Source organism: Caloranaerobacter sp. TR13, from assembly GCF_001316435.1.
GTDB lineage: Bacteria > Bacillota > Clostridia > Tissierellales > Thermohalobacteraceae > Caloranaerobacter.
The window spans coordinates 22,344-48,738 of the sequence record NZ_JXLL01000014.1 but is presented as its reverse complement, the minus strand read 5'-3'; the positions used below and the strand labels follow the sequence as shown (position 1 = coordinate 48,738).

The window sequence follows — 26,395 nt, the reverse complement described above, 5'->3', positions numbered from 1 at the left end:
TACTGGGTACTAGGTGCTGGGTACTAGAGTTGACAGGGAACAGAGAACAGGCGACAAAGGGCAGGATAATAAATGTAAAATTAAAAATGTAAAATGTAAAATTAATTTTGTTTGATAGAAAAAGCGAAAAGCGAAAGGCTAATAGCAAAAAAACAATATAAATGAGGTGAAATTATGGATAAAAATGAATTAAGAAAAAAAATACTTAACAAAAGAAAAGAACTTTCTAATAAAGATATAGTCAACCTGAGTAATAAAATAATAGATTTATTAATAAATACAACACTTTACAAAAATGCTAATTATATTATGGCTTATATTGATTTTAGAAACGAAGTAAAAACAGAAAAATTAATCAAAAAATCTTTAGAAATCGGCAAAAAAATTATTATTCCTATAAGTTTAACAGAATCTAAAGAATTGCTTCTTTCAGAGTTAAAAGATTATGACAACGAGCTTACAACCGGTGCATACGGCATATTAGAACCTAAAAAAGAGTTCATAAGAAAAGTTTCACCGCAAATTTTAGATTTGATTATCGTTCCAGGAGTCGTATTTGATAAAAGAGGTTATAGAATAGGTTATGGTGGAGGCTATTATGACAAATTTTTACTTAATATAAGTAAATCAGTACCAAAAGTAGCTCTAGCATTTGATTTTCAAATTGTTGAAAAAATAAACCAAGAAAAACATGATATTCCTGTAGATTATATAATAACAGAAAAAAGTATTGTAAAGTGTTTAAAAGACTGAGGAAATCCCTCAGTCTTAATCATATTCTCTATTTATATTAGCATATTTATCAAGTTTTTTCTGCACTAAATAGTTTACAGTGCCAACTGGATATCTTCCCTTATCATCTATTTCGCCAGCTGGAACACCAGTTAAAATTTCTATACCTTCTTCAATAGTTTTTACAGCATAGATTGTGAACTTTCCTTCTTCAACTGCTTGAATTACCTCATCGCTTAACATAAGATTTTTAATGTTTTGATAGGGAATTATAACTCCTTCTCCACCTTTAAAACCCTTGCTTTTGCAAACTTTGTAAAAACCTTCAATTTTTTCATTTACTCCTCCTATTGGTTGTATCATCCCCTTCTGATTTACAGAACCTGTAACAGCTATTGCCTGATTTATTGGTAAATCTGAAAGACTAGATAATAATGCATATAGCTCAGTACTTGAAGCACTATCACCATCTATAAATTCATAAGACTGCTCAAATGTTATACTTGCAGTTAAAGATAAAGGGGTTTCTCTTGCATATTTTTCACCAAGATATCCACTTAAAATTAAAACTCCTTTATCATGTATGCTTCCACTTTTTTGTACTTCTCTTTCTATATTTATTATTCCTTCTTTTCCGACAAATGTTGAGACTGTTATCTTATTTGGTCTACCAAAAGAATATTGACCTGAATCCATAACAGCTAAACCATTTATTTCTCCAACTTTCCATCCTGATGTTTCTATAATCAATGTGCCATCTTTAAACAGTTCCTGTAGTTTTTCTTCATATTTATTATTCCTGTGTATCTTTTCTTCTATCGCTTTTACTATATGCTTATCTGTAACTACTGAATCCCCCATAGTCTCAGCCCAAGCATCAGCTTCGTAAAGTAATTCAACAATTTCGTTAAATCTAGCAGTAAGTTTCCTTTGGTCTTGTGCTAATCTTGAGCAATATTCTACTACTTTACCAATAGCTGATTTATGAAAATGCCTTAAATTTTCACCTTTACAATGTGATGCTATAAATGATGCTATTTTTCTTATATTTTCTTCATTTCTTTCCATTTCAATGTCAAAATCAGCTCTTATCTTAAAAAGTTTCTTAAAATCATCATCATAATCATATAATAATTGATACGTGTAATAATCTCCAATTACAATTACCTTAACATCTAAAGGTATAGGCTCAGGTTTTAGTGTCTCTGCCACAACACTACCTTTTATAATATTCTCTATTTTTATTTCCTCACTAATTAATGATCTTTTAAGTCCATCCCATGCAAATGGATTAGTTAATATATCTTTTGCTTGTATTATTAAATAACCTCCATTTGCTTCATGTATAGCTCCTGGTTTAATTCTTGTATGATCAGTCTTTAACATACTTGATTCATTAACATATTCTATCTTACCTAACATATTATAATAGTTAGGGTTAGCTTCTCTAATTACAGGTGCTCCTTGGCAGTTACTATTATCTATAAAAAGATTTATTTCATATCTTTTAAAAAAATCTTCTTGCTTAGATAATTTACCGATTATATCACTCAATTTATTACTTTCTTCTTTGTCTAAAAACTGACTTAAATTCTTAATTATATCATCTTCCATTTCATTTAAAAATTTTTCTATTTCTTCATTATCTTTATACTTTTTCATTAATTGGTCTAGATAAAAATCAACTGCATCAAAAGCTACTTTTTCATTAAGCTGTTTTAATCTATCTCTTAACTGTTCATCTAATTTTCTAAACTTATTAAAAATATCATATGCCTCAGCACTTAACTTACTTGAATTCTCTCTTAACTTAATTATTTCCTCTTCTGAAATATTTTCTAGTTCGTCTTCATTAATAGGTCTTCCATCTACTAGTGGTATGCTTATTAGACCATTTTCATTTTGTTTAAATATAAAACCATAATTTTTAGCTATTTCATTTAATTCATCTATTATTTCTTCAACCTTTTTCTGATAGTTATGATAAATCAAATTTTTTCTATCTTCGTATTCTCTTGATGAAAATACCTTTGGAATATCAACTCTCAATTTTGAAATAACATTTTCTACTTCTCTTTTGAAAACTATACCTTGACCTGCCTTAAGCCTTATAGCCTTAGGACATTCAGGCTTATTGAAATTATATACATAACACCAGTCATCAGGCGTCTTTCTTTTTTTTGCATAATCTTTTGCTACCGAATAAGAATAGCTATTTCTTCCAGTACCAGTAATCCCTGTTACAAATATGTTATACCCCTTTTTCTTTACAGATAGTCCGAATTTCAAGGCTTTCATCGCTCTTTCTTGACCTATAATCTCTTTCATAGGGATTATATCTTCTGTTGTTTCAAATTGAAAAATACTTAAATCACAAGAATTCTTCAATTTTTCTACTGGTACTACTAAATCTTTTCTCACAAAAATCACCTCATAGCTTTTAGTATATTAATTACACATAATAAGTCTTACTAATTTATATTCTACAAATTAAAAATGTTTCCTTTAATATAAATATCTTTTGTCATTAAATTTAACAAAAAAAAGCAACCTAAACTATAGGCTGCTTTTATATTTATTTAATTAATCCTGCTGCAACTTTAACACAATACTGATGTTTTTCATCAATCTTTCCATCTTTATGTCTTGTACTATTTAGAAAATGTATATCAAAAACTCCATTCATGTCATTACCCTTTATATAATCTAAGTTAACTCCTCCACTGTAGCCGCCACTTCTCCAAGAAGTATATACACCACCTGGAGCATTATCATTTCCTGCATGAGGCATTCCAGAAGCACTAGCTGCAATTCTTCTTCCTTTATATTCAATTATCACTGGTCTTCTAGTCCAACTAAAACGTCCTCCCCAAATTTCTATAAGCTTCTTAGTATCATCAGCTGTTAAAGTCTCAACATCTGCATGATTCGTTCCTGTAGTTCTCTTAGCCATAAATGATTTTCCTGTATAAAAATCGACTACTTTGAACTCCGCTCCTATTGGAATAAGATATTGTACGCCTTTCCACCAATCTAGATATTCACCGTACTTTTCACCCACAGTTTCCATAACGGAAACATTATAAACCGGAATAAGCAATTTGTCTCCAACATATAATACAGTTTTATCATTTGCATTATTTACTTTCATTAACTCATACATTGGAATACCATATTTTTGACTAATTTTCCAGAAATCATCTCCTGGTTGTACAATATGCGTCGTATATGTTTTTGTAGTTTTAGTTTCAAAATTAATACTACTTTGACTTTTGCTAGCATTAGTACTAGTATTATTTGTATTACTATCAGTATTAGTACTACTATTAGTATTAATAGGTATCCTTAATTTATCTCCAGGATATATTATTGATGAACTATTTAAACCATTTATTTTTAATAGCTCGTCTAATTTTACACCAAATTTTTTACTAATAAGATAAGGAGTATCACCTTTTTTAACTACATAGTAAAAAAAATCTTCACTTTCTGGAATGTTTAGCTTGTCCCCAACGTATAATATGGTATTTTCATTTGCATTGTTTACTTTCATTAGAGTTCCTATACTTATCCCATATTTCTGACTGATTTTCCAATAGGTATCTCCCGGTTTAACCTCATATGTCCAAGCAAAAACACTTGATGAAGTACCAATAATTGTTACTGCTAAAGTTCCTGCTAAAATTTTTCTTATGTTTTTCATAGTAAACCTCCTCCTATATTTATTTTAATATAAATTATTCATAATTTTTAGTATTTCCTTTATGTAATTTATGGATAAAAAACCAAAATCATCAGCATACAGCTGATGATTAATCAATATATTCCGTTTCTAATTTAATTTTATTAGGTAATTTATTTAGCTCAGTTTTAACTATAATTGTAGGATATGTAATGACTTGAGCAACTAATTCATTTGGTTTAGGATCTTTGTACTCAGCATAAACTATCAAATCAAAATTGTCTTTACTTTTTACTTTTTCAATTCTGTCTATATTAACAGTATACCCGGCTGTTTTCTTCTCTCCTCTAGTAACTATTACATATACTTCGTTTTCTATCTTACATGCTAATGCTCTTTCTTCTGACATATATCTAGGAAGCAATTCTTGTATTTTTTTCGGTACTTCGTTTTTATTCAAAATTTCAAACTTCACCGTTTTACCACCCTCATTTTTTAGTAGTTTAGGAATAAATATGATTCCCAAAATTACAATTACTACTATAAGCAAAATCCATAACTTCCTATTCACAAAATACCCCCTTTATATATAAATAATGCTTATCTACACCAAAAATAGTATTTTCTCTATATCTTATTCTAACATATATAAATTTATGCTTAGTACAATAGTACTATTTAAAATATGACAGGCTTTTCACCTGTCATATTTTTTTAATTACAAATAATTCATCTAACATAACCCAATTTTGAGGGAATGATAAACCTAAAAGCCAATAGCTTACTCCTCTTAAATTATATCTATACACTAGTTTGAATTTAGCTTCTATGCTTCTTGCATCTTCAAACCATACGATATGCTTATTTCTCTCTTCATCAATATAATTAAAATACGGTGCTTGTGACTCTTTGTCATACTCAATTTTAGCACCATATTTTGCAGCAATCTTCAAAGCAGTCTGTGGACTAACTCTTTTTGCCCATTCTCCTTTAGGCATATACGGCAGCGTCCAATCGTAACCATATAACGGTATTCCTATCATAATCTTTCTACTAGGTATAACTGTTAGTGCATAATCTAACACCTTCTTTACTTGTTTTATAGGAGCTACTGCCATTGGTGGTCCACCAGACCATCCCCATTCGTATGTCATTAAAATTACAAAATCAACTATTTCTCCATGTGCTTTATAATCATGTGCTCCATGCCATGCTCCTTTTCTAATATCATAAGTTTTTGGTGCTAACGCTGTAGATACAGGATATCCTAAAGGCTTAAGCCTATCTACTACTTTTCTTAAGAAATTATTATACAAATCTCTATCTGCTGGTGGTATTCTTTCAAAATCAATATTCAATCCTTTATAACCCTTATTTTTCATAGTTTTAATAATATTGTCTATTAGTGTGTTTTGTATTTTTTCATCTGTTAAGATTGTATGAGCTAATTTAGTATCAAAATTACCTCCTCTAAAGTTTGTAACAACTAAAAGAGGTGCAATATCATATTTTTTTGATTCTTCCAATATTACCTCATCTTTTATTGGATTAAGTGTTCCATCTGCATTAACTTGATAACTAAAAGGGCTAATATAAGTTAAAAACTCTCCAACCTCTTGAACTGTATTTTTCTCTTTCTCAGCAGTTGTTGGTTCAATATAACCATTTACTTCAATTACCCCATACTTTTTAGTTTTACTCGGTATTATTAAGATCATGCCTGGATAAATAAAATTAGGGCTTGGTAAATTATTCGCTTCTATAATACTGTCAACAGTTACACCAAATTTTCTACTAATTGTCCATACTGTATCCCCTGGTTTTACAACATATCTAGTATAAGTTTTTGGTATTACTAACGCCTGACCTTCAATTAAATACGGTAAATCTTGCAGCTGATTAGCTTCTATAATACTTTCAGGAGTTGTCCCGTACTTTCTTGCTATTGACCATACTGAATCACCAGGTTTAACAACGTGTATTTTCATCAAAACACCTCCTTACTTTAGCTACTAATAATATATTCGTAAGGAGGTTAAAAATGGAACAAAAAAAGAGGATATGTAACTATCCTCTTTTTCTTGATATGACTTTTTTAACAGCCTCTATTATATTTTCAGGTGTCAATCCATATTTAACTAATAGCTCATCACCATTACCTGATTCTCCAAATGTATCCTTAATTCCTACTTTTTCTACTGGTACAGGATAATTTTCTACTAATACTTCAGAAACTGCACTACCTAAACCACCAATTATATTATGTTCTTCTGCTGTAACAATAGCACCTGTATCTTGTGCTGCCTTCACAATAATATCTTTATCTATTGGCTTTAAAGTATGAATATTTATCACTCTAACTCTAATTCCTTCTTCTGCTAATTTCTTACTTGCTTCTAAAGCAGCTGATACCATCACACCAGTTGCAATAATTGTCGCATCAGTTCCATCTTCTAACATTATACCTTTACCAATTTCAAACTTATAATCTTCTTCATTAAATATTACAGGTACTTTACTTCTACCTAATCTTATATAAACTGGTCCATTATACTTAGCAGCTTCTAATACTGCTGCTTTTGCCTCAACACCGTCAGCAGGATTTATAACAACCATATTAGGTACTGTTCTCATCAAGCTTAAATCTTCAACTGATTGATGTGAAGCCCCATCTTCTCCTACTGTTATTCCAGCATGAGTTGCTGCTATCTTAACATTTAATTTAGGATAAGCAACTGAGTTTCTTATTATCTCATATGCTCTTCCAGTAGCAAACATAGCAAACGAACTAGCAAAAGGTATTTTACCTGCCGCTGCTAACCCAGCAGCTGTTCCTATTAAGTTCTGTTCAGCTATTCCAACATTTATAAATCTTTCAGGAAATTCTTCTTTAAACCAGTTAGTTCTAGTAGATTTTGATAAGTCTGCATCTAATACAACAATATCTTTATTAACTTTTCCTAACTCTTTCAGTGCTTCACCATAAGCATCTCTAGTTGCCATTTTCTTACTCATTACATTTCACCTCCAAGTTCAGCTAGTGCCTTTTCTGTTTCTTCATCATTAGGTGTAGTACCATGCCAGCCTACCTTGTTTTCCATAAATGAAACGCCTTTTCCTTTAACTGTCTTAGCAATGATTATTGTTGGCTTATCTTTAGTTGCTTTAGCTTTATCTAAAGCTTCGAATATTTCTTCAAAATTATGTCCATCTATCTTTATTACATTCCAACCAAAAGCTTCCCATTTTTTGTCTATAGGCTCTATATTCATAACTTCTTTATTTTCACCATCTATTTGAAGCCCATTATGGTCCAAGAAAACAGTTAAATTGTCTAATTTATAGTGCGCAGCAAACATAGCCGCTTCCCAAATTATTCCCTCTTGGACTTCACCATCACCTAATAGAGCATAAACCCTATAATCTTTATTACTTAATTTAGCTGCTAAAGCCATTCCATTTGCTGCTGCTAATCCCTGGCCTAGAGAACCTGTTGACATATCAACCCCAGGAGTTCCTTTCATATCAGGATGACCTTGAAGCATTTGACCTGTTTTTCTAAGTTTCATTAGTTCTTCTTTAGCAAAATACCCTTTTTCTGCTAAAGCTGCATATAATACAGGGGCTGCATGTCCTTTTGACAATACAAACCTATCCCTATCTTCCCATTTAGGCTGTTTAGGGTCAATTCTCATTTCTTTAAAATATAAAGCGGTAATAATTTCACATGCTGAAAGAGAACCACCAGGATGTCCTGAGCCTGATTCGTTTAACATTTTAATGATATTTTTTCTTAATGTTGTAGCAATTTTCTTAAACTCAGTATGTTTTTCCATACAATTTACCTCCTTATCCAGTAGTTTTTATTTCTTTAAAGCCTTCTCCTAGCACCTCATATATATCTGCTACCATTACAAAGGCATTCTTATCTATTTGATGAACTATTTCTTTTAATTTAGTAACTTGAGATCTATTCACCACACATAATAATACATCTCTATCTTTACCAGTATACATACCTCTTCCTTTAAGAACTGTAACACCTCTATTTAATTTTTCAAGTATAGTATTTCCAATTTTATCAGGATACTGCGAAATAATAAAGAAAGCTTTGGCATATCCTAATCCCTCTAATATTAAGTCTATTACTTTTACAATAATGTATAATGCTATTACAGAATATAATGAAGTTTCTAGTTTCTTATCAACTATACCAGCAATAGCTACAACACACAAGTCTATACTCATCATAAAAGTAGCAGTACTAAAACCAGGGAAGTATTTATTAAGAATTGCACCAGCTAAATCAGTTCCCCCTGTAGTACCGCCAAATCTAAAAACTATGCCTAAACCTATTCCCATCAATACTCCACCAAATATTGCAGCCAATAATAATTCATTTACTAAGTTTCCGTTTGGCAGTATTCTAATAAAAAATGATAGAGCAAATGTACCATATAAAGTCTTAGCACCAAAAGCCTTTCCTAAAACTATAAGTCCAAAAATAAATAAAGGTATATTTATAATTAAGTTTGTAATATCAACATCTATACCAATAATTTTCTTTATTACAATAGCTAAACCAGTTACCCCACCTGGTGCTATAGTATTAGGTTCTAAAAACAAGTTTAAAGATAGTGCCATAATTATTGTACCAATTGTTATACCTATATATTCAACTATATACCTATACCAATTCTTCTTGATATTTTCCATAAATAACCTCCTCCCTATTTTTTGTCTATTCCACGATGTCATCTTTCGAAAATAGTACCAGCATTGCAAATAAAGGTAATACCATTTGTCTTTTATATCTGGAAGGTTCTTTCAATAGTCTGTATAACCATTCTAGTCCTAGTGTCTGAAAAATTCTAGGAGCTCTTTTAACATTACCTGCTAAAATATCCAGAGTACCTCCGTTTCCTATTATAACTTTACAATTCAATTTATCTTTATTTTCATGAATCCATCTTTCCTGTCTAGGCGCTCCAAATCCAACAAAAAGAATATCAGGTTTAGCATCATTGATTTTCTTAATAACTTCATTTTCTTCTTTATGGGCTTTATACCCAATATGCGTTCCTTTAAAATATCCATGATGGAAACCTGCTATTTTAACATTATTATATCTTTGTTTTATATTTTCACAAGCCTTAAGCGCAACCCCTTGTTTGCCCCCAAGCAAAAATAAACTTAATCCTTCTTTATTAGCCATCTCTATTATTTTTATAGAAAGGTCATATCCAGTTACTCTCTCTTTAAGAGGCTTTTTCTTTATTCTTGATGCATAAACTAACCCTATGCCATCTGGTATAACCAAGTCTCCATCATTTAATAGAGCCTTTAATTCTTCATCTTTTCTTGCTGCCATTACAATTTCGGTATTCGGAGTATATATAACATTTGTTTTATTGCTTTTTACAAATTCATGCACCTTATCTATAGCAGAATCTAAAGTTACTTTATCTATTCTTATACCCATTATTTTAATAGTGTCCTTCACTATTTCACCTACTTTTTTAATAATTCTAAAGCCATAGCTATATTATCTTTTGCCCTTTTTTCAAGTAAATATTTTACCTCTGTAAGTAATTTATTGTACTCATTTCTCTTTCTCCATACTTTTTCAATCTGCGTACATAAATCAACAATCTCAAGCGAATCTACATTGCATCTAGTATCAACATTAATCATGTCTAAAAAACCTTCAACTTTAGGGTCGTATATTAAACCAACCATTGGAACTGCTTGTGTAGCAGCATATATAAGTGAATGTAATCTCATAGCAATAATCATATCTAAATGCTTGATTATCCCCATTATGTCTTCAACATTATAACTGTTCTTTAATATATAGCAATCTGCCTTAGTATTTTTCTTAATCTCTTGACTTATTTTTAAATCTTCAGGATAATGCATTGGAATAAGCAAAAATCTCATACCATAACTGTTACTTAAAAAGTCCAATGTTTTAGATAAAGTCTCTTTTAGTTTGTCTGAATTTTTCCACTCTCTGACTGCTAATCCAACCAAAGGTTTATCATAAGGTATTTCCTCTTTTATAAATATTTCTTTTACTCTACTTTCATCTGATGCTTCCAAAGTAAAAACTGGATCAGCTGTCACGAATATATTAGCAATGTTGACACCTATATTTTTTAATGTCTCTTTTGAATTAGAGTCTCTTAAAGTTATCATATCCACTTTATTTAGTATAATTCTAGTCAGCAGCCTGTTCAACCTTTTATTTATTGGTCCAATACCATTAGCATAGATCATTACAGGCTTTTTGAATAATTTTGCTAAAAAAATAATAAATAGATAGTAAATTATAGACCTAGTACTTGTAACATCTTGTAATAAACTGCCACCACCACTAATCAACATATCAATATTACGCATCTCTAAAAGCATATCAATTATATTAAATCTATTTATTGCCTTTACATCATAAATTTTTTGTGTGCTTGATGGATTCTTTGATAATACAACAATATCAATATTCTTACTAGTACACTTAAATTCTTTAACAATAGCTTTTAAAATTGCATCATCTCCACTATTATTAAACCCATAATATCCAGAAATCAAAACCCTTTTTCTCTTTTTCATAGATATACTCCCTTATCTATATTGTCAAGATTTGTCTTTTTTCTTTCATCCTTAGACAATCTAACAGCAACCAATATAAAAGATATTAACGTCCAAAATGTTATTATTATTCTTGGTAAATACAATACATTTTCAAATAAACCATGAAATAAAACAGATGATAGGCCTGCCAATGCACCTGCAGTTATAGTCTTTAAATATCTATCATTATTTTTCATCAAAGTTATTATAGCATATTTGTAAATTATAAAAATGAATAATATAAATAAGACAAATCCGCCTATCCCCATTTCAGCTAAGGTTTCAAGATACATATTATGAGCATGATATACATTCATAGTCCTTATATATTTTACAAATGTCTCTCTAAAAGGAATATAACCAAAACCAACTCCAGTCATCCAATTATCTCTAATAATATCTAATGTTATTGTCCATACCTTTATTCTATAAGCATTTGATGAATCACTTAAATTCCCAATAGTTGTAATCCTATGAATTACAGAAGATGGCATTATAAAAATTGCCAAAACTCCAGCAGGTATTAATGATAATAATAATCTTTTTTCTACTAAAACAACAAATATCAATAAACCAAAAGCAAATCCTAGCCATCCACCTCTAGAAAATGTTAATATCAATGTTCCAATTAGAATCAAACTACTCAATAAAAAAATCAATTTTTTCAAAAGCTTTTTTGTAAACCAAAATAAAGATATTGAAATAGGAATTGACATTATTAGATACTCTGCTAATATATTAGGATTACCAAAAACTGAAAATACTCTTGTATTTATATCAGGATTAATAGAAACATCAACCCATGCTCTATCTAGCTTAATACCAGTTTTATATTGATACAAACCATATATAGCTACTAAAACAGTAGTAAAGACAAATAAAGTTAAAATAGAATTTAATTGCTTTTTATTTTCAATACTATTAACTACTACAATAAGAAACCCTAAAGAGCTAAAATGTATCACTAAATCTCTAAAGCTACCCTCTGGATTATAAGAAGTTAAGGTAGATATTAACATTGCAAGTGCTAAAGCAAAAATAAACGCACCTAATACACTTTTTTTCAAATCTCGCTTAACTATAAATATTTGTCTGAATATAAAGACCATAAATAAACATATTAAATATACCAGTGAATAAGCTTTAGGTACAAAAGGTAATATAAAAATGGCTAGGCCTATTCCAATTTTTATATCAATTATTGATAGCAATATAGCAATAAGCCCGGCCAATGCTTTTACCACCATTTTTCCCCTCCATTATCTTCATCTAAAGTAAATATATAAGTAATAATTCTAATAAAATAGCTATTTTTAATTATAATTTGTAAATCTAGATTTAAGTTTTTAAAACACTTACTGCAAATTTTTGCAAGCACCCTATAAATAAAACTTTTTTCAAAACTTTTAGTAAAAAAGATATTAAGTTTTCTAAGTAAATTATTAATTATATCAACAATTGTATAATATAGTCTGCATAAAAAACTGCTTTCTAATATTGTACTTTCATGCGTTAAAAAAGCTACTAATAAAGAACCTCTTGATAACCTCTTAAAAGTACCTTTAATCTTTATATGAATTTTGTTTAACAAACTATATTCATAAAAGTTATTAACTTTTTCCCAAACTTTAGATAAAACAGTAAATGTGTAGCTAGCATACACAATATCATCTCCTACTAATCTACTTTAGTTTCAACCCCTAACACAGTAGCAAAAACAGCAATGTTTTTATTTTTTAATCTAAATTGAGTTCCTATTCTTGTATGTTCCCCACCTATAATAATAACTTGATCTGTTATAATAGCATCTGCTTCAACAACTAAATTAACAACATATTTACCAGGCACCTCAGCCATAACTATTCTACCATCACTTGTAGGTACTGCTTTTTTGTAGCTCTCAACTTTTTTATCGACTATCTTACCAAAAATTTGACCCCTATCATAGTGATATAATAATGCGCCTTCCTCTATTCCATCTACTGTAGGTTTTCTTACATTACTTATTTCAAGCTTAACTAAAACTTTTTGACCTTCTACTACTATATTGGGTTTAGATTTAAAAAGCTTATATCCTCCTCCTACTACTAAAAGTGCAAATATTAATAAAACAGTTAAATCAATTATATTTATTAATCCAAAAATTCTACCTTTACTATCGATAATTTTCATTTTAAAACCTCCTACCTAAAATTTCTTGATATATTTTTATATGGTCATTAGTCATTTTCTCTAATGAAAATCTCTCAACAACATTTTTATAAAGGTTTTCTCCTAATTCTTCAATTCTACTTCTATTATCCAAAAGAAAATTTATATAATTGCTTAAAGATGAAATATCTCCTACTTGAAACAAATAACCATTAACATCATCTATTACTAAGTCTCCTAACCCTCCGACATTAGTACATAAAATCGGTTTTCTCATTCTAGCACCTTCAAGTACAACATATGGAAAACTCTCGCTCTTCGAAGTTAAAACATTAATATCAATAGCATTAAAAAATGAATATGGTTCTTTGACAAAACCTAAAAAGTAGATACTTTCCTGTAGTCCATGTTCATTAACTAATTGAGAGAGTCTTTTTTCTTCTGGTCCTGAACCAGCTATTAAAAAAATTACATCATCTCTAGTCTCTAACACCCTTATAGCAGCTTTAACAAAGGTCTCTTGATCTTTTACCGTTTCAAGCCTACCCATTATTCCAACTATTTTCTTATCCTTTGGGTCTATTCCAAAACTTTTTAAAAATAATTCCTTAGGTGTAATTTTAATATCGTTATTAAAGTCTATTCCGTTATATACTGTAAAAATTTTATTTGTATTAAACCCTCTATCTACAAGCATCTTTTTAAAATTGGTAGAAATAGCTATATAATAATCAAAAAACCTTAATGCTAGAGAATTTATAGTTGTATACACTATCTGCTTATATAAATTATCCTTAAAATCAAGCCTATAATCACTGTGTATAGTTGTAATAAAAGGCTTTCTAACCATTTTCTTTAATATCATACCAACAAAATTTGCTCTGGCTCCATGACAATGTATGATATCATAATCATAATTTATAATAATATCCCTTAACCTTTTAATAACTGACAAATCATATCTTTTTTTCTGCTTAAAAACCTCTATATCTATACCTAAAGATTTTCCTTCATAATAAAATTCATCTTCCAGAAAACAAATCAATTTTACGTCTATCTTTTTATTTAGTTCTTTAACCAAAGATAATACGTGTGTTTTTGCTCCGCCAGTATCACCGCCACTTATCAAATGAAGTACTTTCATATACCAGTAGCTCTCTATGAGAGCTTCCTCCTTTCAGGTAATGTCTCAAATATCTATATTATTATAACACAATAGCATAGCACTTTCTATTATTAACTTAACCTGCAATTTTTCATATTAAAAGAGCTGCATACTCCACAGCTCCTAATTTACAGTCTAACATCCATTTAAAAAATTTATTTTATCTCATATTCACCTCTAACCATGAATATAGCATACTCATCTACATAGACTCCTCTTCCATCATCTCTTGGAATTATCAAAAGATGATTTGGTGGAATATTCTGATCCATTTTTATATCTACTGCTCCAGTAACATCAGACAGCCCACCTAATTCTCCAGCTATAGCTTTAGCTTTTCCACCTCTTAAAATAATTTCGGTTCCTGCTTTACCTATAAGTTTTTGGCCATTTCTTAATTCAACAACTTCTAACTTCGGAATTGCTATATTTTTATTTTCTTCTAATTGAGATAATCTTTTCTTCAACTCTTGATTTTCTTGAATTAAAGCTTGTACATTTGTAGTATTTAGGTTTACTCTTTCATAAACTTCTTTAATTTTCTGGTCTATATAAAATTTAATTTGCTCAATACGTTTCTCAACATAACTCTGTGTAACTAAAGGATCTTCTAACGATCCTGGTTCATTCAATGCAGCTTTTCCTATTCCAACAAATACAAAAAAAGCTGTTCCAACAGTTATTGCGTATATTAAAGTTTTTCTCCTCTTTATTTTTTGCAGCATTAAAATCCCTCCCTTATTATACATTCGACTATTTTTTCAAGAATCCTGTCATAATATATTTTATTTTTCAATTTCCCAGGAAATATTGTCGATAATTAAAAAAAGCGACCAAAAGTCGCTTATTTACAATTCTAAAAATCAATCAGTCCTAAACTGATTTTTAAACATTCATTAACTCTTTCCATCATATCTTCATCAAAAAAACCAACTTTTTCTCTAAGCCTTTTCTTGTCAATTGTTCTAATTTGTTCTAATAAGACTACTGAATCTTTGGGAAGTCCAAAATCTGTAGCACTGATTTCTATATGAGTTGGTAACTTGGCTTTATTGATTTGAGAAGTTATTGCTGCCACTATAACAGTAGGGCTATACTTATTGCCTATATCATTTTGAATAACCAAAACAGGCCTTACCCCTCCCTGCTCTGAACCGATAACAGGGCTAAGGTCAGCATAATATATATCTCCTCTCTTTACAATCATTCTATTCACTTCCTGTCAATTTAGCCTCATAATTAAACAACTCTCTAACATCTTCTTCAAAGCCAACTTCAGCTAAATTTAAGTTAATATGACTCATTTCCATGTACCCTGATTTAAGTTTTTCTCTTATCTCCATTTTTTTCCTTTCTCTAATGTAAAGTCTCATGGCCTCCCTTATAAACTCACTTCTATTTTTTTTCTCTATTGAAATAATACCATCAATTTCCTCTAACAAGCTATTAGGTAAACTTATCATAATTCTTTTTGTTTCGGCCATTTGAGCACCTCCATACCTAGGGACCTCTATATTCATCTGTCTTCTAAAGTATCTATATTTTAATATATTCTTATATAAAGCAACATATACTAGATTATATATTATTATTTATAAAAGTGTCAATAAAACTATATAGCAAGTTAACAATATTTTGTTAACTCAAGTTATAGACAAAATAAAACTACATAATTGAAAATAAAATCTAGTATTACAAAACTTTAATGAAAAACTTGATGATGAATCTATAACAAATAATCAATTACTTCTACTATTTCCCCATTTTTTAAATAAACTCTAGGAACTCTTCTACTTACCATACATATTATCTCATAGTTTATTGTACCAAGTTTTCTAGCTACTTCATCAATGTGCAGAGAATTTATACCGTCACCAAATAGTACTACTTCATCTCCTATATTTACATCATCCACTTCAGTTAAGTCTATCATACATTGGTCCATACATATTCTACCAATAACTTTAACTTTTTTATCTTTCACCACAACTTCTGCTTTTCCTGTAAGAATTCTAGTAAACCCATCAGCATATCCTATTGGCAATGTTCCTATCTTAGATTCATTTTCTGTAACATAAGTAAGCCCATAACTAATACCTGTTCCCTTAGGTACTGTTTTTAAATTTGATATTTTTGCTTTTAAAGTCATAGCAGGTTTCAGTTGAACATTTGATTTATTAACATCATCCGATGGATAAAGCCCATATAACATAATTCCTGCTCTAACCATATCAAGATTATACTCTGGTAAATCTATTATTGCTGCACTATTTGATACATGTTTAATAGGTATTTTTATCCCAATATCCTCTAATTCTTCAATCAATTTCTGGAACTTATTAAACTGTTCTCTTGTAAATGTTTTATCTTTTCCATCAGCAACTGCAAAATGTGTAAAAATGCCTTCTACTTGGATATGCGGAAGTTTACAGATTTCACTAATCTGTTTTATTGTATTATCCTTAACCTGAAAACCTAATCTACTCATGCCAGTGTCAATTTTAATATGAATTATACCGGTTTTACCTAATTTTTCAGCTGCTTTGGAAAATGCTATTGCGTGTTCATAAGTATAAATTGTCTGAGTTATATCATAATCAATAACTTTTTCAAATTGATATTCAGGAGTATAGCCTAATATAAGTATAGGAACTTCAAATCCAGAATTTCTCAACTCCATAGCTTCTGATAATGTAGCTACAGCTAATCTATCAGCACCATTATTAAGAAAAGTTTCTGCCACTTTAATAGCTCCGTGTCCATAAGCATCTGCTTTAACTACTGCAGTTATTAAAGTCCCCTCTTTAACTACTCTTTTTACTTCCCTTATATTATGTGCTAAGTTATCTAAGTTAATCTCAGCCCATACTGGTCTTATGTTAGTTAAGGATGACATCCATTGCTCCCCCTTTGTCTTCGTGCTTAACTAAATCTTTTTCTCGAAGTTTGTAGAATTTTATAAATTTATAGAAAATTCTTATTAAATTCCTCTAATTAAATTTTATCACTTTTATCAATTTTTCAAAGCATAAACTTCAAATTTTTCATCTTTTATATCAAAGTTATATAAAAAATCTGAATAATAAATCTCAGTCGTAATATTTTTATCTTTGTCCAGTATGTATAATTTATATGGTAAGTAAGTCTTTTTATCTACCCATAGTTTTTGATACATTCTGTATTTATTATTACCTGGAATCATAGTTGTAATTATTAAATAATCATTATTATCTATCTTTTCTGATTCAAGATTAGCCATTTCTGTTGTGTTAAGATTTTTTAAAAAGTAGCCTACAAACATATTTTCATTCGGGGAATCTTTATAGTCTCTTATCAGTATAGATTGCTCTATTTGAGGATGATAAATCCAAGCCTGTTCTCCATTGTATATTGTTGTTATTCCTTTGCTTTCTTCAGGTTCTATTATTTGTATTATGTACTTATTTGGTCTCTTAAAAATTTGTTTTGCCTTATATTTTTTTGGTTCTTTACCTCCATTAATTATTATTTTAGCAACACAACTATAACTTTCCATTCTGTTATACTTCTTTTGTATTTGATAAAAGATTTCTTCATCTGTCATTTCACTACAAGCAGTTAAAAACAAAACAATTGATAGTAGCAATAAAACAATACGCCTCATCTCATCAACCCCAGGCAAATATTTGATAAGAAATATAATTTCCTTATGAATTATAAATTAAAGACTTTATAGAATAAGGAATATGTTCTAAAACATCTGTAGCAATTAAACCATATTCACCTTTTTCATACTTAGCTAAATCCCCAGCCAAGCCATGTACGTAAACTCCTGCAACTGTTGCAGCTAAACATTCAATACCTTGACCTATAAAACTTGTAATTATACCTGTTAAAACATCTCCACTCCCTGCTGTTGCCATACCTGGATTGCCAGTAGTATTGATATAAATTTTACCTTCTTCACTACTGATTACTGTATTTGCTCCCTTTAAAACTGTAATAACTCCAAATTTCTCTGAAGTTAATTGCGCATACTTTACTCTATCAGATTCTATTTCTTTAATACTTATATCCAGCAATCTAGAAAGTTCTCCAGGATGAGGAGTTATAATTGTTTTTCCTTTTCTTTGTTTAAATACTTCTGTACTATTAGCCAAACAATTAATTCCATCAGCATCTAAAACAATAGTTTTCTTATAATTTAATAGCACTTGCTTAACTAGTTCAGTTCTCTCAAAATCTACTCCTAGTCCTGGCCCTATAGCTAATACATCCATATTTTCGATAGTTTTTAAAATGTATTCTAACCCTTCTATACAAAAATGTCCTTTACCATTATCTTCAACTGGAATAGTTATTACTTCTGTAGTTTTTATTTCTAGAATTTTATTTAAAGATTTTGGAGTGAATAGGTATACTAAACCACTTCCACTTCTTAAACATGCTGTCGAAGTTAAATATGCTGCTCCAGTCATACCTAAACTTCCTGCTAATATCCCTACTCTACCATATGTGCCTTTGTGAGAATAAGCTTTTCTTCTTGGAATAATTCTAGATACCCTAGCTTTATCTATTGTCATTACCTTATTTTTAACTTCTTCTTCTATTTTTATTATATCTTTATACTCTCTCTTTCCTTCTGCAACAGCAAAAGCTACAGCGTATGTATCACAATGACTTATTGAAAGTTGAATATTTTCTATACCTAATTTTCTTGCTATATTTTCTGCATTGCCTGATAAAACAATAAATGGTTTACCTAAACTGTCATGTAATACCTTAATATCAGTCCATTTATAGTTTCTGATTCCTTGACCTAATGCTTTACTAACTGCCTCTTTTCCCGCAAACATACCTGCTATTGTTTTTATATTCATATTTCTTTTTATAAAGTAATCTCTCTCTTCTTCACAAAATATTCTTTCTATAAATTTTTCATTCTTTATAGCTTTTTCTATTCTATCTATCTCTATTATATCTATTCCATTACCTTTAATCATTATTCCATCCCCTTAAAATTTATTTAAACCGAAGATTTTATTCTTATTGAAAGAAGCGGCCTAAGCCGCTTTAAATTTATTTAAATATATCCAATATACCTTTATCCAACGGAATATTAAACAATTTTGCCATTACTTTTACAAATTCTAATAAAAAATAAAATACAGATGCCATGAAAATCGCTACTGTCACTAACTTAATAGCGTCTTTCATTTTCTGGCTCATGCTATAATCTTTTTTAAACATAGAAATAATAAAACTTATTAAATGAGTAAAAATACTAAAAAATATTTCTAAGCCACTTGCCAATATTAAAATCAGCATAACAAATTTCATAAATATATACTTCCTTTCTTAACAGAATATTTTATTTACTTTGCAATAATTCAGCATCCAATCGCTCCATCTCTTTACTACCCAATATTCCATGTAAAAAACTATAAGTCTTATTTATAGTTTCTTCCTTTTCATGTTTAGTTTCAATTAAATTCTTTAGTTTTTCTCTCAATTCGTCTATTTGATTATTTAGTATCTTCAGTTCTTTCTGAGTAGATTTTATATCCTTATATGCAACTTTTATAGTAGCCTTTAATAAATTTAAGTTTGCTGTTCTAATTTCTTTAGGTAGCATTTCTAATTTAAATGTGTAAGTTTCTATTTCTTCATTTATTGTAAGTATTTCACTTTGACATTCGTCTAATTTTTCTACTGCTCTACTATTGCTATTACTATTATTATTAATTTCATGTGATAGATTTAAAATCATTGCCATAAGCCTTTTCTTCTTAGTTTTTAATTGTACTAATTTTCTACTTAACTCTCTTTGCTCTTTAATTAAATCATTCAAAATATTTTTGTAATTATTGATATCTTTATTTTTGGAATTACCAAATATTTTCTTCCAATCATTATCCATCGTCAATATTGGTACTTTATTTTTAATAATTAATCCATAATCTATGTCAATATCTTTTTCAAACATATAAACTCCTCCCTGATTGATTATACAATATTTTGCCTATTTTGTTAAATAGGTTACTACTACTAAATAATTAATAATAATATATAACCTCAAAAATTAATATACTTTATTGAAGGATTTTAGTTATTTTTGAAGAAATTACTAAATAACTAAATTTTAATGATTAAATAAAAAAGGGGGATTTTCATGAAAAAACTTAAACGACTTAACTTAATCCTAGTACTTATACTTCTAGTAACTCTTATAATACCGTTTAATCTAATCAATGCTGAAGGATTTGATACAAATCCAAAAACTTACATAGTCAAGTCAGGAGATGTTCTCTGGAAAATAGCAAGAAGCTATGGATTTGATTGGAAAGAAATTGCTGAATATAATAAAATGAAAAATCCACATCTTATTTTCCCTGGACAAAAAATACTTATTCCATCAACTATTAAAAGAATTGACATTTTAACTTCTAATGATTTTCATGGAAAATTAGAAGGTGGATATGAAGCAGGTGCAGCTAAATTTGCAGCTTATATGCAATATTACAAAAATATGAACCCTGAAGGAACAGTTATATTAAATGCAGGTGACACTTTCCAAGGTACTCCAATGTCTAATCTATTGAGAGGTAAACCTGTAGTTGAAATGATGAATATGATAGGCTTTGATGCAATGACAATAGGTAACCATGAATTCGACTGGGGTATTGAAACAATATTAGATACGTTAAAAGATGCTAAATTTGATGTTATAGCTGCAAATATATATGAAAATGGAAAACCAGTTGATTGGACTAAACCATACACTATTATCGAAAAAAATAGCGTGAAAATAGGTATTATAGGTTTAGCAACTCCAGAAACTGCAATCACAGCTCACGCTGATTATGTTGGCTCATATGAATTTAAAGATCCTATAGAAATTTGTAATAAATTAATACCTGAAGTCAAAAAGCAAGGTGCTGAAATAATAATACTTCTAGGCCATATACCAGCAGTACAAGATAAAGAAACTAAAGAAATAACTGGTGAATTAGCCGATTTAGCTAAAAGCGTAACTGGAGCTGATGCAGTTATTGGGGGACATAGCCATAAGCCAGTTGCAGGTATTATAAATGGTATACCAGTTATTGAAGCTTATAAGCACGGTAGAATGATTGGACATATAACTCTATACTATGACACTAAAGCAAAGAAAGTTGTTGGTAATAATATAGAATTAGTAGAAGTAAGAAAAGGTAAACTTGATGTTGAGCCGAATGCTGAAGTTCAAGCTATGGTAGATAAATATAATGTAGAATTAAAACCTATTTTCGGAGAAGTAATAGGTAAAACTGAAACAGATATTGTAAGAGACTATAATAATGAATCAGCTATGGGTAACTGGATGACTGATGTAATGAGAGAAAAAGCTGGTGTTCAAATAGCATTTACAAATGCCGGTGGTATTAGAACTGATTTCACTGCTGGTGATATAACTGTAGGTGACATTTTCGAAGTTATGCCATTTGATAATACAATTGTTACTGGTGAAATGACTGGTGCACAAATAAAAGCTATATTAGAGCAAAGCGTTACTCTATATAAAGGAATGTTACAAATATCAGGAATGAAATTCACTTACGACTCAACTAAACCAGAAGGCGAAAGAGTAATTGATATTTATTTAGAAGATGGTACTCCTATTGAAATGGATAAAACTTACACAGTTGCAACAAATGATTTCTTAGCTGGCGGACAAGATGGATTTGTTACTTTAAAAGAAGTTAAGTGGACTAACACTTTCATACTACTAAGAGATGCTTTAATCGAAAACGTAAGAAATAATACAATAATTTCACCAAAAGTTGAAGGTAGAATTACTGATGTTAGTAAAAATGTAAGCTCAGTTATATTTGAACTACCTAAGATTGCTTAAAAGTAAGGCAGCCTAAAAAAGGCTGCCTTTACTCATCACTCTTTAATATTTCCTCTGCTAATTGCTCCATAGTAATACATCTATCCATACTTCTTTTTCTCATATATGTATATGCTTCATTTTCATTAATATTATACATCTGCATAATAATCCCTTTTGCTTTTTCTATTTTTTTTCTTGCTTTTAGCTTATTTTCTAGCTTATCTACTTTAATCTTCAATTCCTTAATCTTACTAGAATTAATAAGTGAAAACTCAACTATTTGATATAATTGTGATGGATTTATAGGTTTAGTAATATAAGCATAAATAGTCATATTATTAAGCAGCTCTATAAAATTTTTATTTGGATTTGCTGTAATAAAAATAACTGGTGATAAATCGGCATCTTCTATTATTCTAGCTGTATTATAAGCTCCTGCTCCTAGTAAATCAAAATCCATTAAAATCAGATGAGGTTTTAAACTTCTAGCTAACCTTATTGCACTCGCACCATCACTAGCTTCATAAATAGAATATCCTCTTTTTTTGAGTAGTCCACTTAGTACATTTCTAAGCTTATCGTTACTACTAACAACAATAATACTTTGCCTTATCATATTTTCACCTCATCATAATTATCGTCATTAGCCATTCGCTATTCGTTAAATGAGAACACTAAAATTTCATAAATCGCTTAACATCATCAAGCCTTTATAAATATTATATCATTTTATATTAAATAGGAGCGCAGTTGCGCTCCTTTAATTTAAAACTTTGTTAGATATTTTTCGATTTCCCATTGAGTAACACGAGTCATATACTCTTTCCATTCTAGTTTCACTGCCTCAACAAATCTATCATATATATGCTCTCCTAAAGCTTCTTTAATTGTTTCATCATTAGATAACACATTTACAGCTTCAAATATATTTGAAGGTAAACTTAATATTCCTTGTTCTTCTCTCTCTTTTTCACTCATATTATATATATTCCCATTAACTGGAGCAGGTGGCTCAATTTCTTTCTTTATTCCATCTAATCCTGCTTTCAAAATAGTAGCTAAAGCTAAATAAGGATTTGCTGAAGGGTCTGGACTTCTCAATTCTAATCTAGTAGAATTACCTCTTTTAGCTGGTATCCTAACTAGCGGACTTCTGTTGCTAGCTGACCAAGCTACATACACTGGAGCCTCATAACCTGGCACTAATCTTTTGTATGAGTTAATTGTTGGATTTGTAATTGCTGTAAAAGCTCTACTGTGCTTAATTAAACCTCCAAGAAAATTATATGCAACTTTTGATAACCCTAATTCGTTATTTTCATCATAAAATACATTTCTACCATCTAATGTTGCTAAAGACATATTTGTATGCATACCTGAACCGTTTATTCCCACTATAGGTTTTGGCATAAATGTCGCATGTAATCCATGTCTTTGTGCTATAATTCTAACTACCATTTTAAAAGTCATAATATTATCTGCCGTCATTAAAGCATCATCATACTTAAAATCAATTTCATGTTGTCCTGGAGCCACCTCATGATGTGAAGCTTCTATTTCAAATCCCATATCTTTCAATGTTAAAACCATATCTCTTCTTGCACTTTCCCCTAGATCTACAGGTGCTAAATCAAAATAGCCTGCATTATCATGTGTAATCAGTGAAGGGTTTCCCTTTTCATCAGTATAAAAGAGGAAAAACTCACATTCAGGACCTACATTAAACTTATATCCCATTTCCTCAGCTTCTCTTAATACTCTTCTTAATGCATTTCTTGGACATCCTTCAAAAGGATTTCCATTTTTATCGTAAATGTCACAAATTAACCTTGCCTCTCTTACTTGAGTAGTCCATGGAAAAACTACAAAAGTTGAAGGATCTGGTCTTAAATACATATCTGACTCTTCAATCCTTACAAATCCGTCAATTGAAGAACCATCAAACATAATCTCATTGTTCAAAGCTTTTTCTAACTGTTCTATAGTTATAGCTACACTTTTCATTACCCCAAAAATATCTGTAAATTGTAAATGTATAAACTCAACTCCTAGGTCTTTTGAAATTTTTAACACATCTTCTTTACTATATCTTCTCTTCATTTAACCCACTCCTTTGTAAAATATATTTGAATTTAAAATATTAAAGGCGTCAACAAACAAGAGGTCACTAACCTCCTATTTGTAGACGCCTTTGCCTACTAATATCAGTATATCTTTTTTAAATACGTTTTGATGTTATCAAAATATCGATACTTTGTCAACATTTATTAAAAAATTTTTCAAAGTATAATAATTATAAAATTATAGTAATTTATTTGCTATCAAATTCTCCAGTCAAAACTAGTAAAAATGTTGCAATTGGCCCTAATAGCAAGGATAGTAAAAACCAATAGAATCCTGATTTATGTTTGCTTTGTGCTAATCCTGCATTTATCAGTGCTAAAGTTCCCCATCCTACTACATATTCCTTTAATATTGGCCCTAGCCCTACTGCTTTACCAAGTAACAAATATGCAACTGCAAATAAAAAAATTGCAATTGACCATAAAAGTATATAATTCGATTTTTTCATAAAATTCCACCCCCTTATTAATCCGTAGTGCCAAAAGTTTAAGACATAATATGGATTATAAAAGATGTAACTTTATCTTTTAAGGTTTTTCTTATAATTTTTCGGACTCATCCCCGTTACTTTTTTAAAAACTCTACTAAAATAATTAGGATCACTATAGCCTATATATCTAGCTACTGCTTTAATAGACATACCTGTATCTAATTTTTTCTTAGCCTCTTCTATTCTTAGTTCAGTTAAAAAATCAATAAAATTTTTGCCCATCTCTTTTTTAAAAAGTTTACTAAAATAATAAGGACTAACTGATACTTTCTCAGCTACATCTTCTAATTTTATATCTCTATTATAGTTCTTATAAATATATTCCTTAGCTCTTTCTACAATTTCATCTGATTGGTTGCTAATCTCAATAAAATACTTATTTAATTCCTCAATTATAACCCTTTTTACATTATATGAATCTAAGTCAATTTCTTCATCTTTTGAAAATAAATCATAAAAATATACCTTGCCTCTTTTCTCAAACATTAAAAGTCTTAATATACTTACAATTTCGTATAATTTTATTGTTCTATTACTTCCTGAAGTACACATTATTTCTAATAAACTATCTAACTTTATTATTGATTCTTTGTCTCCATTAACTATTCTCTTAATCAAATTTAATATTTTTTGATATTCTTCTATTATTTCAGTCAAATCATCTTCACTTTTATCACAAAAATCACTTACAATATTTTTATTTTTTGCACTGATAATAAGTTTATTTACTTCTATGATCACTTTATTAAGACTACTTAATCCACTACCTATTTTTACACCAATTCTAATATCTATGTCATATTTTTCAATAAGTCTATTATATATTTTATTTGCTTTTTCATAAGATATTTTCTGTATTTCAATCTCACTTGTATTATCTACTTCTACTAGCACATAAATATTATTATTATATTTCGATATTATAGATTTTTCTCTGTGCTTAAAATACCTAAAAACCTCATCATAAAGCTTTGATATTATATCACTATTTATCCTAGATTCTACGCTTATCGCTAATACATAATACGAATCAAATGTCATATCTAATATATCAATTCCATTCTTTATTTTTTCTTCATATTTCAATCCATCCTCTAGAATAATAGTTATAAACTTTTCTTCAAGCATATTCTTTATATCAGATAATTCTTCTCTTAGTTTTAACTTTTCTTGCCTTTCTAGTCTCTCTTTTTCAATTTCTTTAACTATATTTTCCAAAGTCTCAATTAATTTTATCCTTCTTACTGGTTTTAAAAGATAATCATAAACACCTAAACTAAAACTTTCCTTAGCATACGCAAAATAGTCATAAGCTGACAGTATAACTATTTTTAAATTCTTGTATTTTCTTCTTATCTCTTTAGCTGCTTCTATACCATTTATTCCCGGCATCTTTATATCTAAAAACAAAATATCAGGTCTTAATTCTTCAACTAACTCTATTGCTTCCCTACCATTCTTTGCTTCTCCTACAATCTCAATATTGGAAAAATTCTTATTTATAATAAGCTTTAATCCTTCCCTCTCTATAGGCTCATCATCTGCTATTAGCAATCTATACAT

Annotated in this window: 27 protein-coding genes; 2 read left to right on the top strand and 25 right to left on the bottom strand. The window is 29.4% G+C overall.

Translation table 11 applies throughout. The features are described 5' to 3' along the window. Positions 1–174: 174 nt before the first annotated feature. Entirely contained in the window at positions 175–753 is a 579-nt protein-coding gene (locus TR13x_RS08995; protein WP_054871594.1) for a 5-formyltetrahydrofolate cyclo-ligase, read from the top strand. Between the two features lie 15 nt (positions 754–768). Here the strand turns inward: TR13x_RS08995 and TR13x_RS08990 are convergent, their stop codons facing one another. The 21 genes from TR13x_RS08990 to TR13x_RS08890 form a co-directional block, all read right to left on the bottom strand. After that, a complete protein-coding gene (locus tag TR13x_RS08990) occupies positions 769–3,153 on the bottom strand; it encodes a Lon protease family protein (RefSeq protein WP_054871593.1) in 2,385 nt (794 codons plus the stop codon). Positions 3,154–3,307: 154 nt separating this feature from the next. After that, positions 3,308–4,435: a LysM peptidoglycan-binding domain-containing protein gene (locus TR13x_RS08985; RefSeq protein WP_054871592.1), complete on the bottom strand. Its 1,128-nt coding sequence runs from the start codon at positions 4,433–4,435 to the stop codon at positions 3,308–3,310. Positions 4,436–4,544: 109 nt separating this feature from the next. Further along, on the bottom strand, positions 4,545–4,985 hold the full coding sequence (locus tag TR13x_RS08980; RefSeq protein WP_054871591.1) for a protease complex subunit PrcB family protein: 441 nt from the start codon (positions 4,983–4,985) through the stop codon (positions 4,545–4,547). Positions 4,986–5,118: 133 nt separating this feature from the next. Continuing rightward, complete coding sequence (locus TR13x_RS08975) at positions 5,119–6,402, bottom strand: LysM peptidoglycan-binding domain-containing protein (RefSeq protein WP_054871590.1); 1,284 nt, start codon at positions 6,400–6,402, stop codon at positions 5,119–5,121. A gap of 79 nt (positions 6,403–6,481) precedes the next feature. After that, positions 6,482–7,429, bottom strand: coding sequence for a transketolase family protein (locus TR13x_RS08970; protein ID WP_054871589.1), 948 nt, complete (start codon positions 7,427–7,429; stop codon positions 6,482–6,484). Then, a complete protein-coding gene (locus TR13x_RS08965) occupies positions 7,429–8,250 on the bottom strand; it encodes a transketolase (RefSeq protein ID WP_054871588.1) in 822 nt (273 codons plus the stop codon). The genes TR13x_RS08970 and TR13x_RS08965 overlap by 1 nt, the downstream gene beginning before the upstream one ends. 13 nt (positions 8,251–8,263) lie before the next feature. Then, complete coding sequence (locus TR13x_RS08960) at positions 8,264–9,130, bottom strand: YitT family protein (protein WP_054871587.1); 867 nt, start codon at positions 9,128–9,130, stop codon at positions 8,264–8,266. Between the two features lie 25 nt (positions 9,131–9,155). Continuing rightward, positions 9,156–9,917 carry a WecB/TagA/CpsF family glycosyltransferase gene (locus TR13x_RS08955; protein WP_242851755.1) on the bottom strand — a complete coding sequence of 254 codons (762 nt, stop codon included), beginning with the start codon at positions 9,915–9,917 and terminating at the stop codon, positions 9,156–9,158. Between the two features lie 8 nt (positions 9,918–9,925). Beyond that, complete coding sequence (gene csaB / locus TR13x_RS08950; RefSeq protein WP_054871586.1) at positions 9,926–11,026, bottom strand: polysaccharide pyruvyl transferase CsaB; 1,101 nt, start codon at positions 11,024–11,026, stop codon at positions 9,926–9,928. Next, positions 11,023–12,294, bottom strand: a complete 1,272-nt coding sequence (locus TR13x_RS08945) for an O-antigen ligase (protein ID WP_054871585.1) — start codon at positions 12,292–12,294, stop codon at positions 11,023–11,025. The genes csaB and TR13x_RS08945 overlap by 4 nt, the downstream gene beginning before the upstream one ends. Then, entirely contained in the window at positions 12,285–12,710 is a 426-nt protein-coding gene (locus tag TR13x_RS08940; RefSeq protein WP_054871584.1) for a hypothetical protein, read from the bottom strand. The genes TR13x_RS08945 and TR13x_RS08940 overlap by 10 nt, the downstream gene beginning before the upstream one ends. 14 nt (positions 12,711–12,724) lie before the next feature. Further along, entirely contained in the window at positions 12,725–13,219 is a 495-nt protein-coding gene (locus tag TR13x_RS08935) for a DUF4330 domain-containing protein (protein WP_054871583.1), read from the bottom strand. A gap of 1 nt (position 13,220) precedes the next feature. After that, positions 13,221–14,342, bottom strand: a complete 1,122-nt coding sequence (locus TR13x_RS08930; protein WP_054871582.1) for a glycosyltransferase family 4 protein — start codon at positions 14,340–14,342, stop codon at positions 13,221–13,223. Between the two features lie 176 nt (positions 14,343–14,518). Further along, on the bottom strand, positions 14,519–15,088 hold the full coding sequence (locus tag TR13x_RS08925; protein ID WP_054871581.1) for a hypothetical protein: 570 nt from the start codon (positions 15,086–15,088) through the stop codon (positions 14,519–14,521). Positions 15,089–15,219: 131 nt separating this feature from the next. Then, positions 15,220–15,570: a type II toxin-antitoxin system PemK/MazF family toxin gene (locus tag TR13x_RS08920; RefSeq protein WP_054871580.1), complete on the bottom strand. Its 351-nt coding sequence runs from the start codon at positions 15,568–15,570 to the stop codon at positions 15,220–15,222. Position 15,571: 1 nt separating this feature from the next. Next, complete coding sequence (locus TR13x_RS08915; protein ID WP_054871579.1) at positions 15,572–15,847, bottom strand: CopG family ribbon-helix-helix protein; 276 nt, start codon at positions 15,845–15,847, stop codon at positions 15,572–15,574. 242 nt (positions 15,848–16,089) lie between these two features. Beyond that, a complete protein-coding gene (alr, locus tag TR13x_RS08910) occupies positions 16,090–17,259 on the bottom strand; it encodes an alanine racemase (RefSeq protein ID WP_054871578.1) in 1,170 nt (389 codons plus the stop codon). A 117-nt stretch (positions 17,260–17,376) separates the two neighbouring features. Then, positions 17,377–18,006 (bottom strand): outer membrane lipoprotein-sorting protein, encoded by a 630-nt coding sequence (locus TR13x_RS08905; protein ID WP_054871577.1) that lies wholly within the window; start codon positions 18,004–18,006, stop codon positions 17,377–17,379. Between the two features lie 43 nt (positions 18,007–18,049). After that, on the bottom strand, positions 18,050–19,345 hold the full coding sequence (locus tag TR13x_RS08900) for an NAD(P)H-hydrate dehydratase (RefSeq protein WP_054871576.1): 1,296 nt from the start codon (positions 19,343–19,345) through the stop codon (positions 18,050–18,052). A gap of 76 nt (positions 19,346–19,421) precedes the next feature. Beyond that, a complete protein-coding gene (locus tag TR13x_RS08895; RefSeq protein WP_054871575.1) occupies positions 19,422–19,682 on the bottom strand; it encodes a hypothetical protein in 261 nt (86 codons plus the stop codon). A gap of 31 nt (positions 19,683–19,713) precedes the next feature. Further along, positions 19,714–20,328, bottom strand: coding sequence for a hypothetical protein (locus TR13x_RS08890; protein WP_054871574.1), 615 nt, complete (start codon positions 20,326–20,328; stop codon positions 19,714–19,716). A gap of 186 nt (positions 20,329–20,514) precedes the next feature. Here TR13x_RS08890 and TR13x_RS08885 point away from each other — a divergent pair, with 186 nt between their 5' ends. Then, complete coding sequence (locus TR13x_RS08885; RefSeq protein WP_054871573.1) at positions 20,515–22,236, top strand: 5'-nucleotidase C-terminal domain-containing protein; 1,722 nt, start codon at positions 20,515–20,517, stop codon at positions 22,234–22,236. Positions 22,237–22,264: 28 nt separating this feature from the next. On the opposite strand, the gene TR13x_RS08880 is transcribed toward TR13x_RS08885, so the two are convergent. From TR13x_RS08880 to TR13x_RS08865, 4 genes are all read right to left on the bottom strand, one after another. Next, positions 22,265–22,834 carry an ANTAR domain-containing response regulator gene (locus tag TR13x_RS08880; RefSeq protein ID WP_054871572.1) on the bottom strand — a complete coding sequence of 190 codons (570 nt, stop codon included), beginning with the start codon at positions 22,832–22,834 and terminating at the stop codon, positions 22,265–22,267. 149 nt (positions 22,835–22,983) lie between these two features. Continuing rightward, positions 22,984–24,318 carry a type I glutamate--ammonia ligase gene (glnA, locus tag TR13x_RS08875; protein ID WP_054871571.1) on the bottom strand — a complete coding sequence of 445 codons (1,335 nt, stop codon included), beginning with the start codon at positions 24,316–24,318 and terminating at the stop codon, positions 22,984–22,986. Between the two features lie 211 nt (positions 24,319–24,529). Beyond that, positions 24,530–24,790 carry a hypothetical protein gene (locus tag TR13x_RS11250; RefSeq protein ID WP_054871570.1) on the bottom strand — a complete coding sequence of 87 codons (261 nt, stop codon included), beginning with the start codon at positions 24,788–24,790 and terminating at the stop codon, positions 24,530–24,532. 72 nt (positions 24,791–24,862) lie between these two features. Then, positions 24,863–26,395: a response regulator gene (locus tag TR13x_RS08865; RefSeq protein WP_054871569.1), complete on the bottom strand. Its 1,533-nt coding sequence runs from the start codon at positions 26,393–26,395 to the stop codon at positions 24,863–24,865.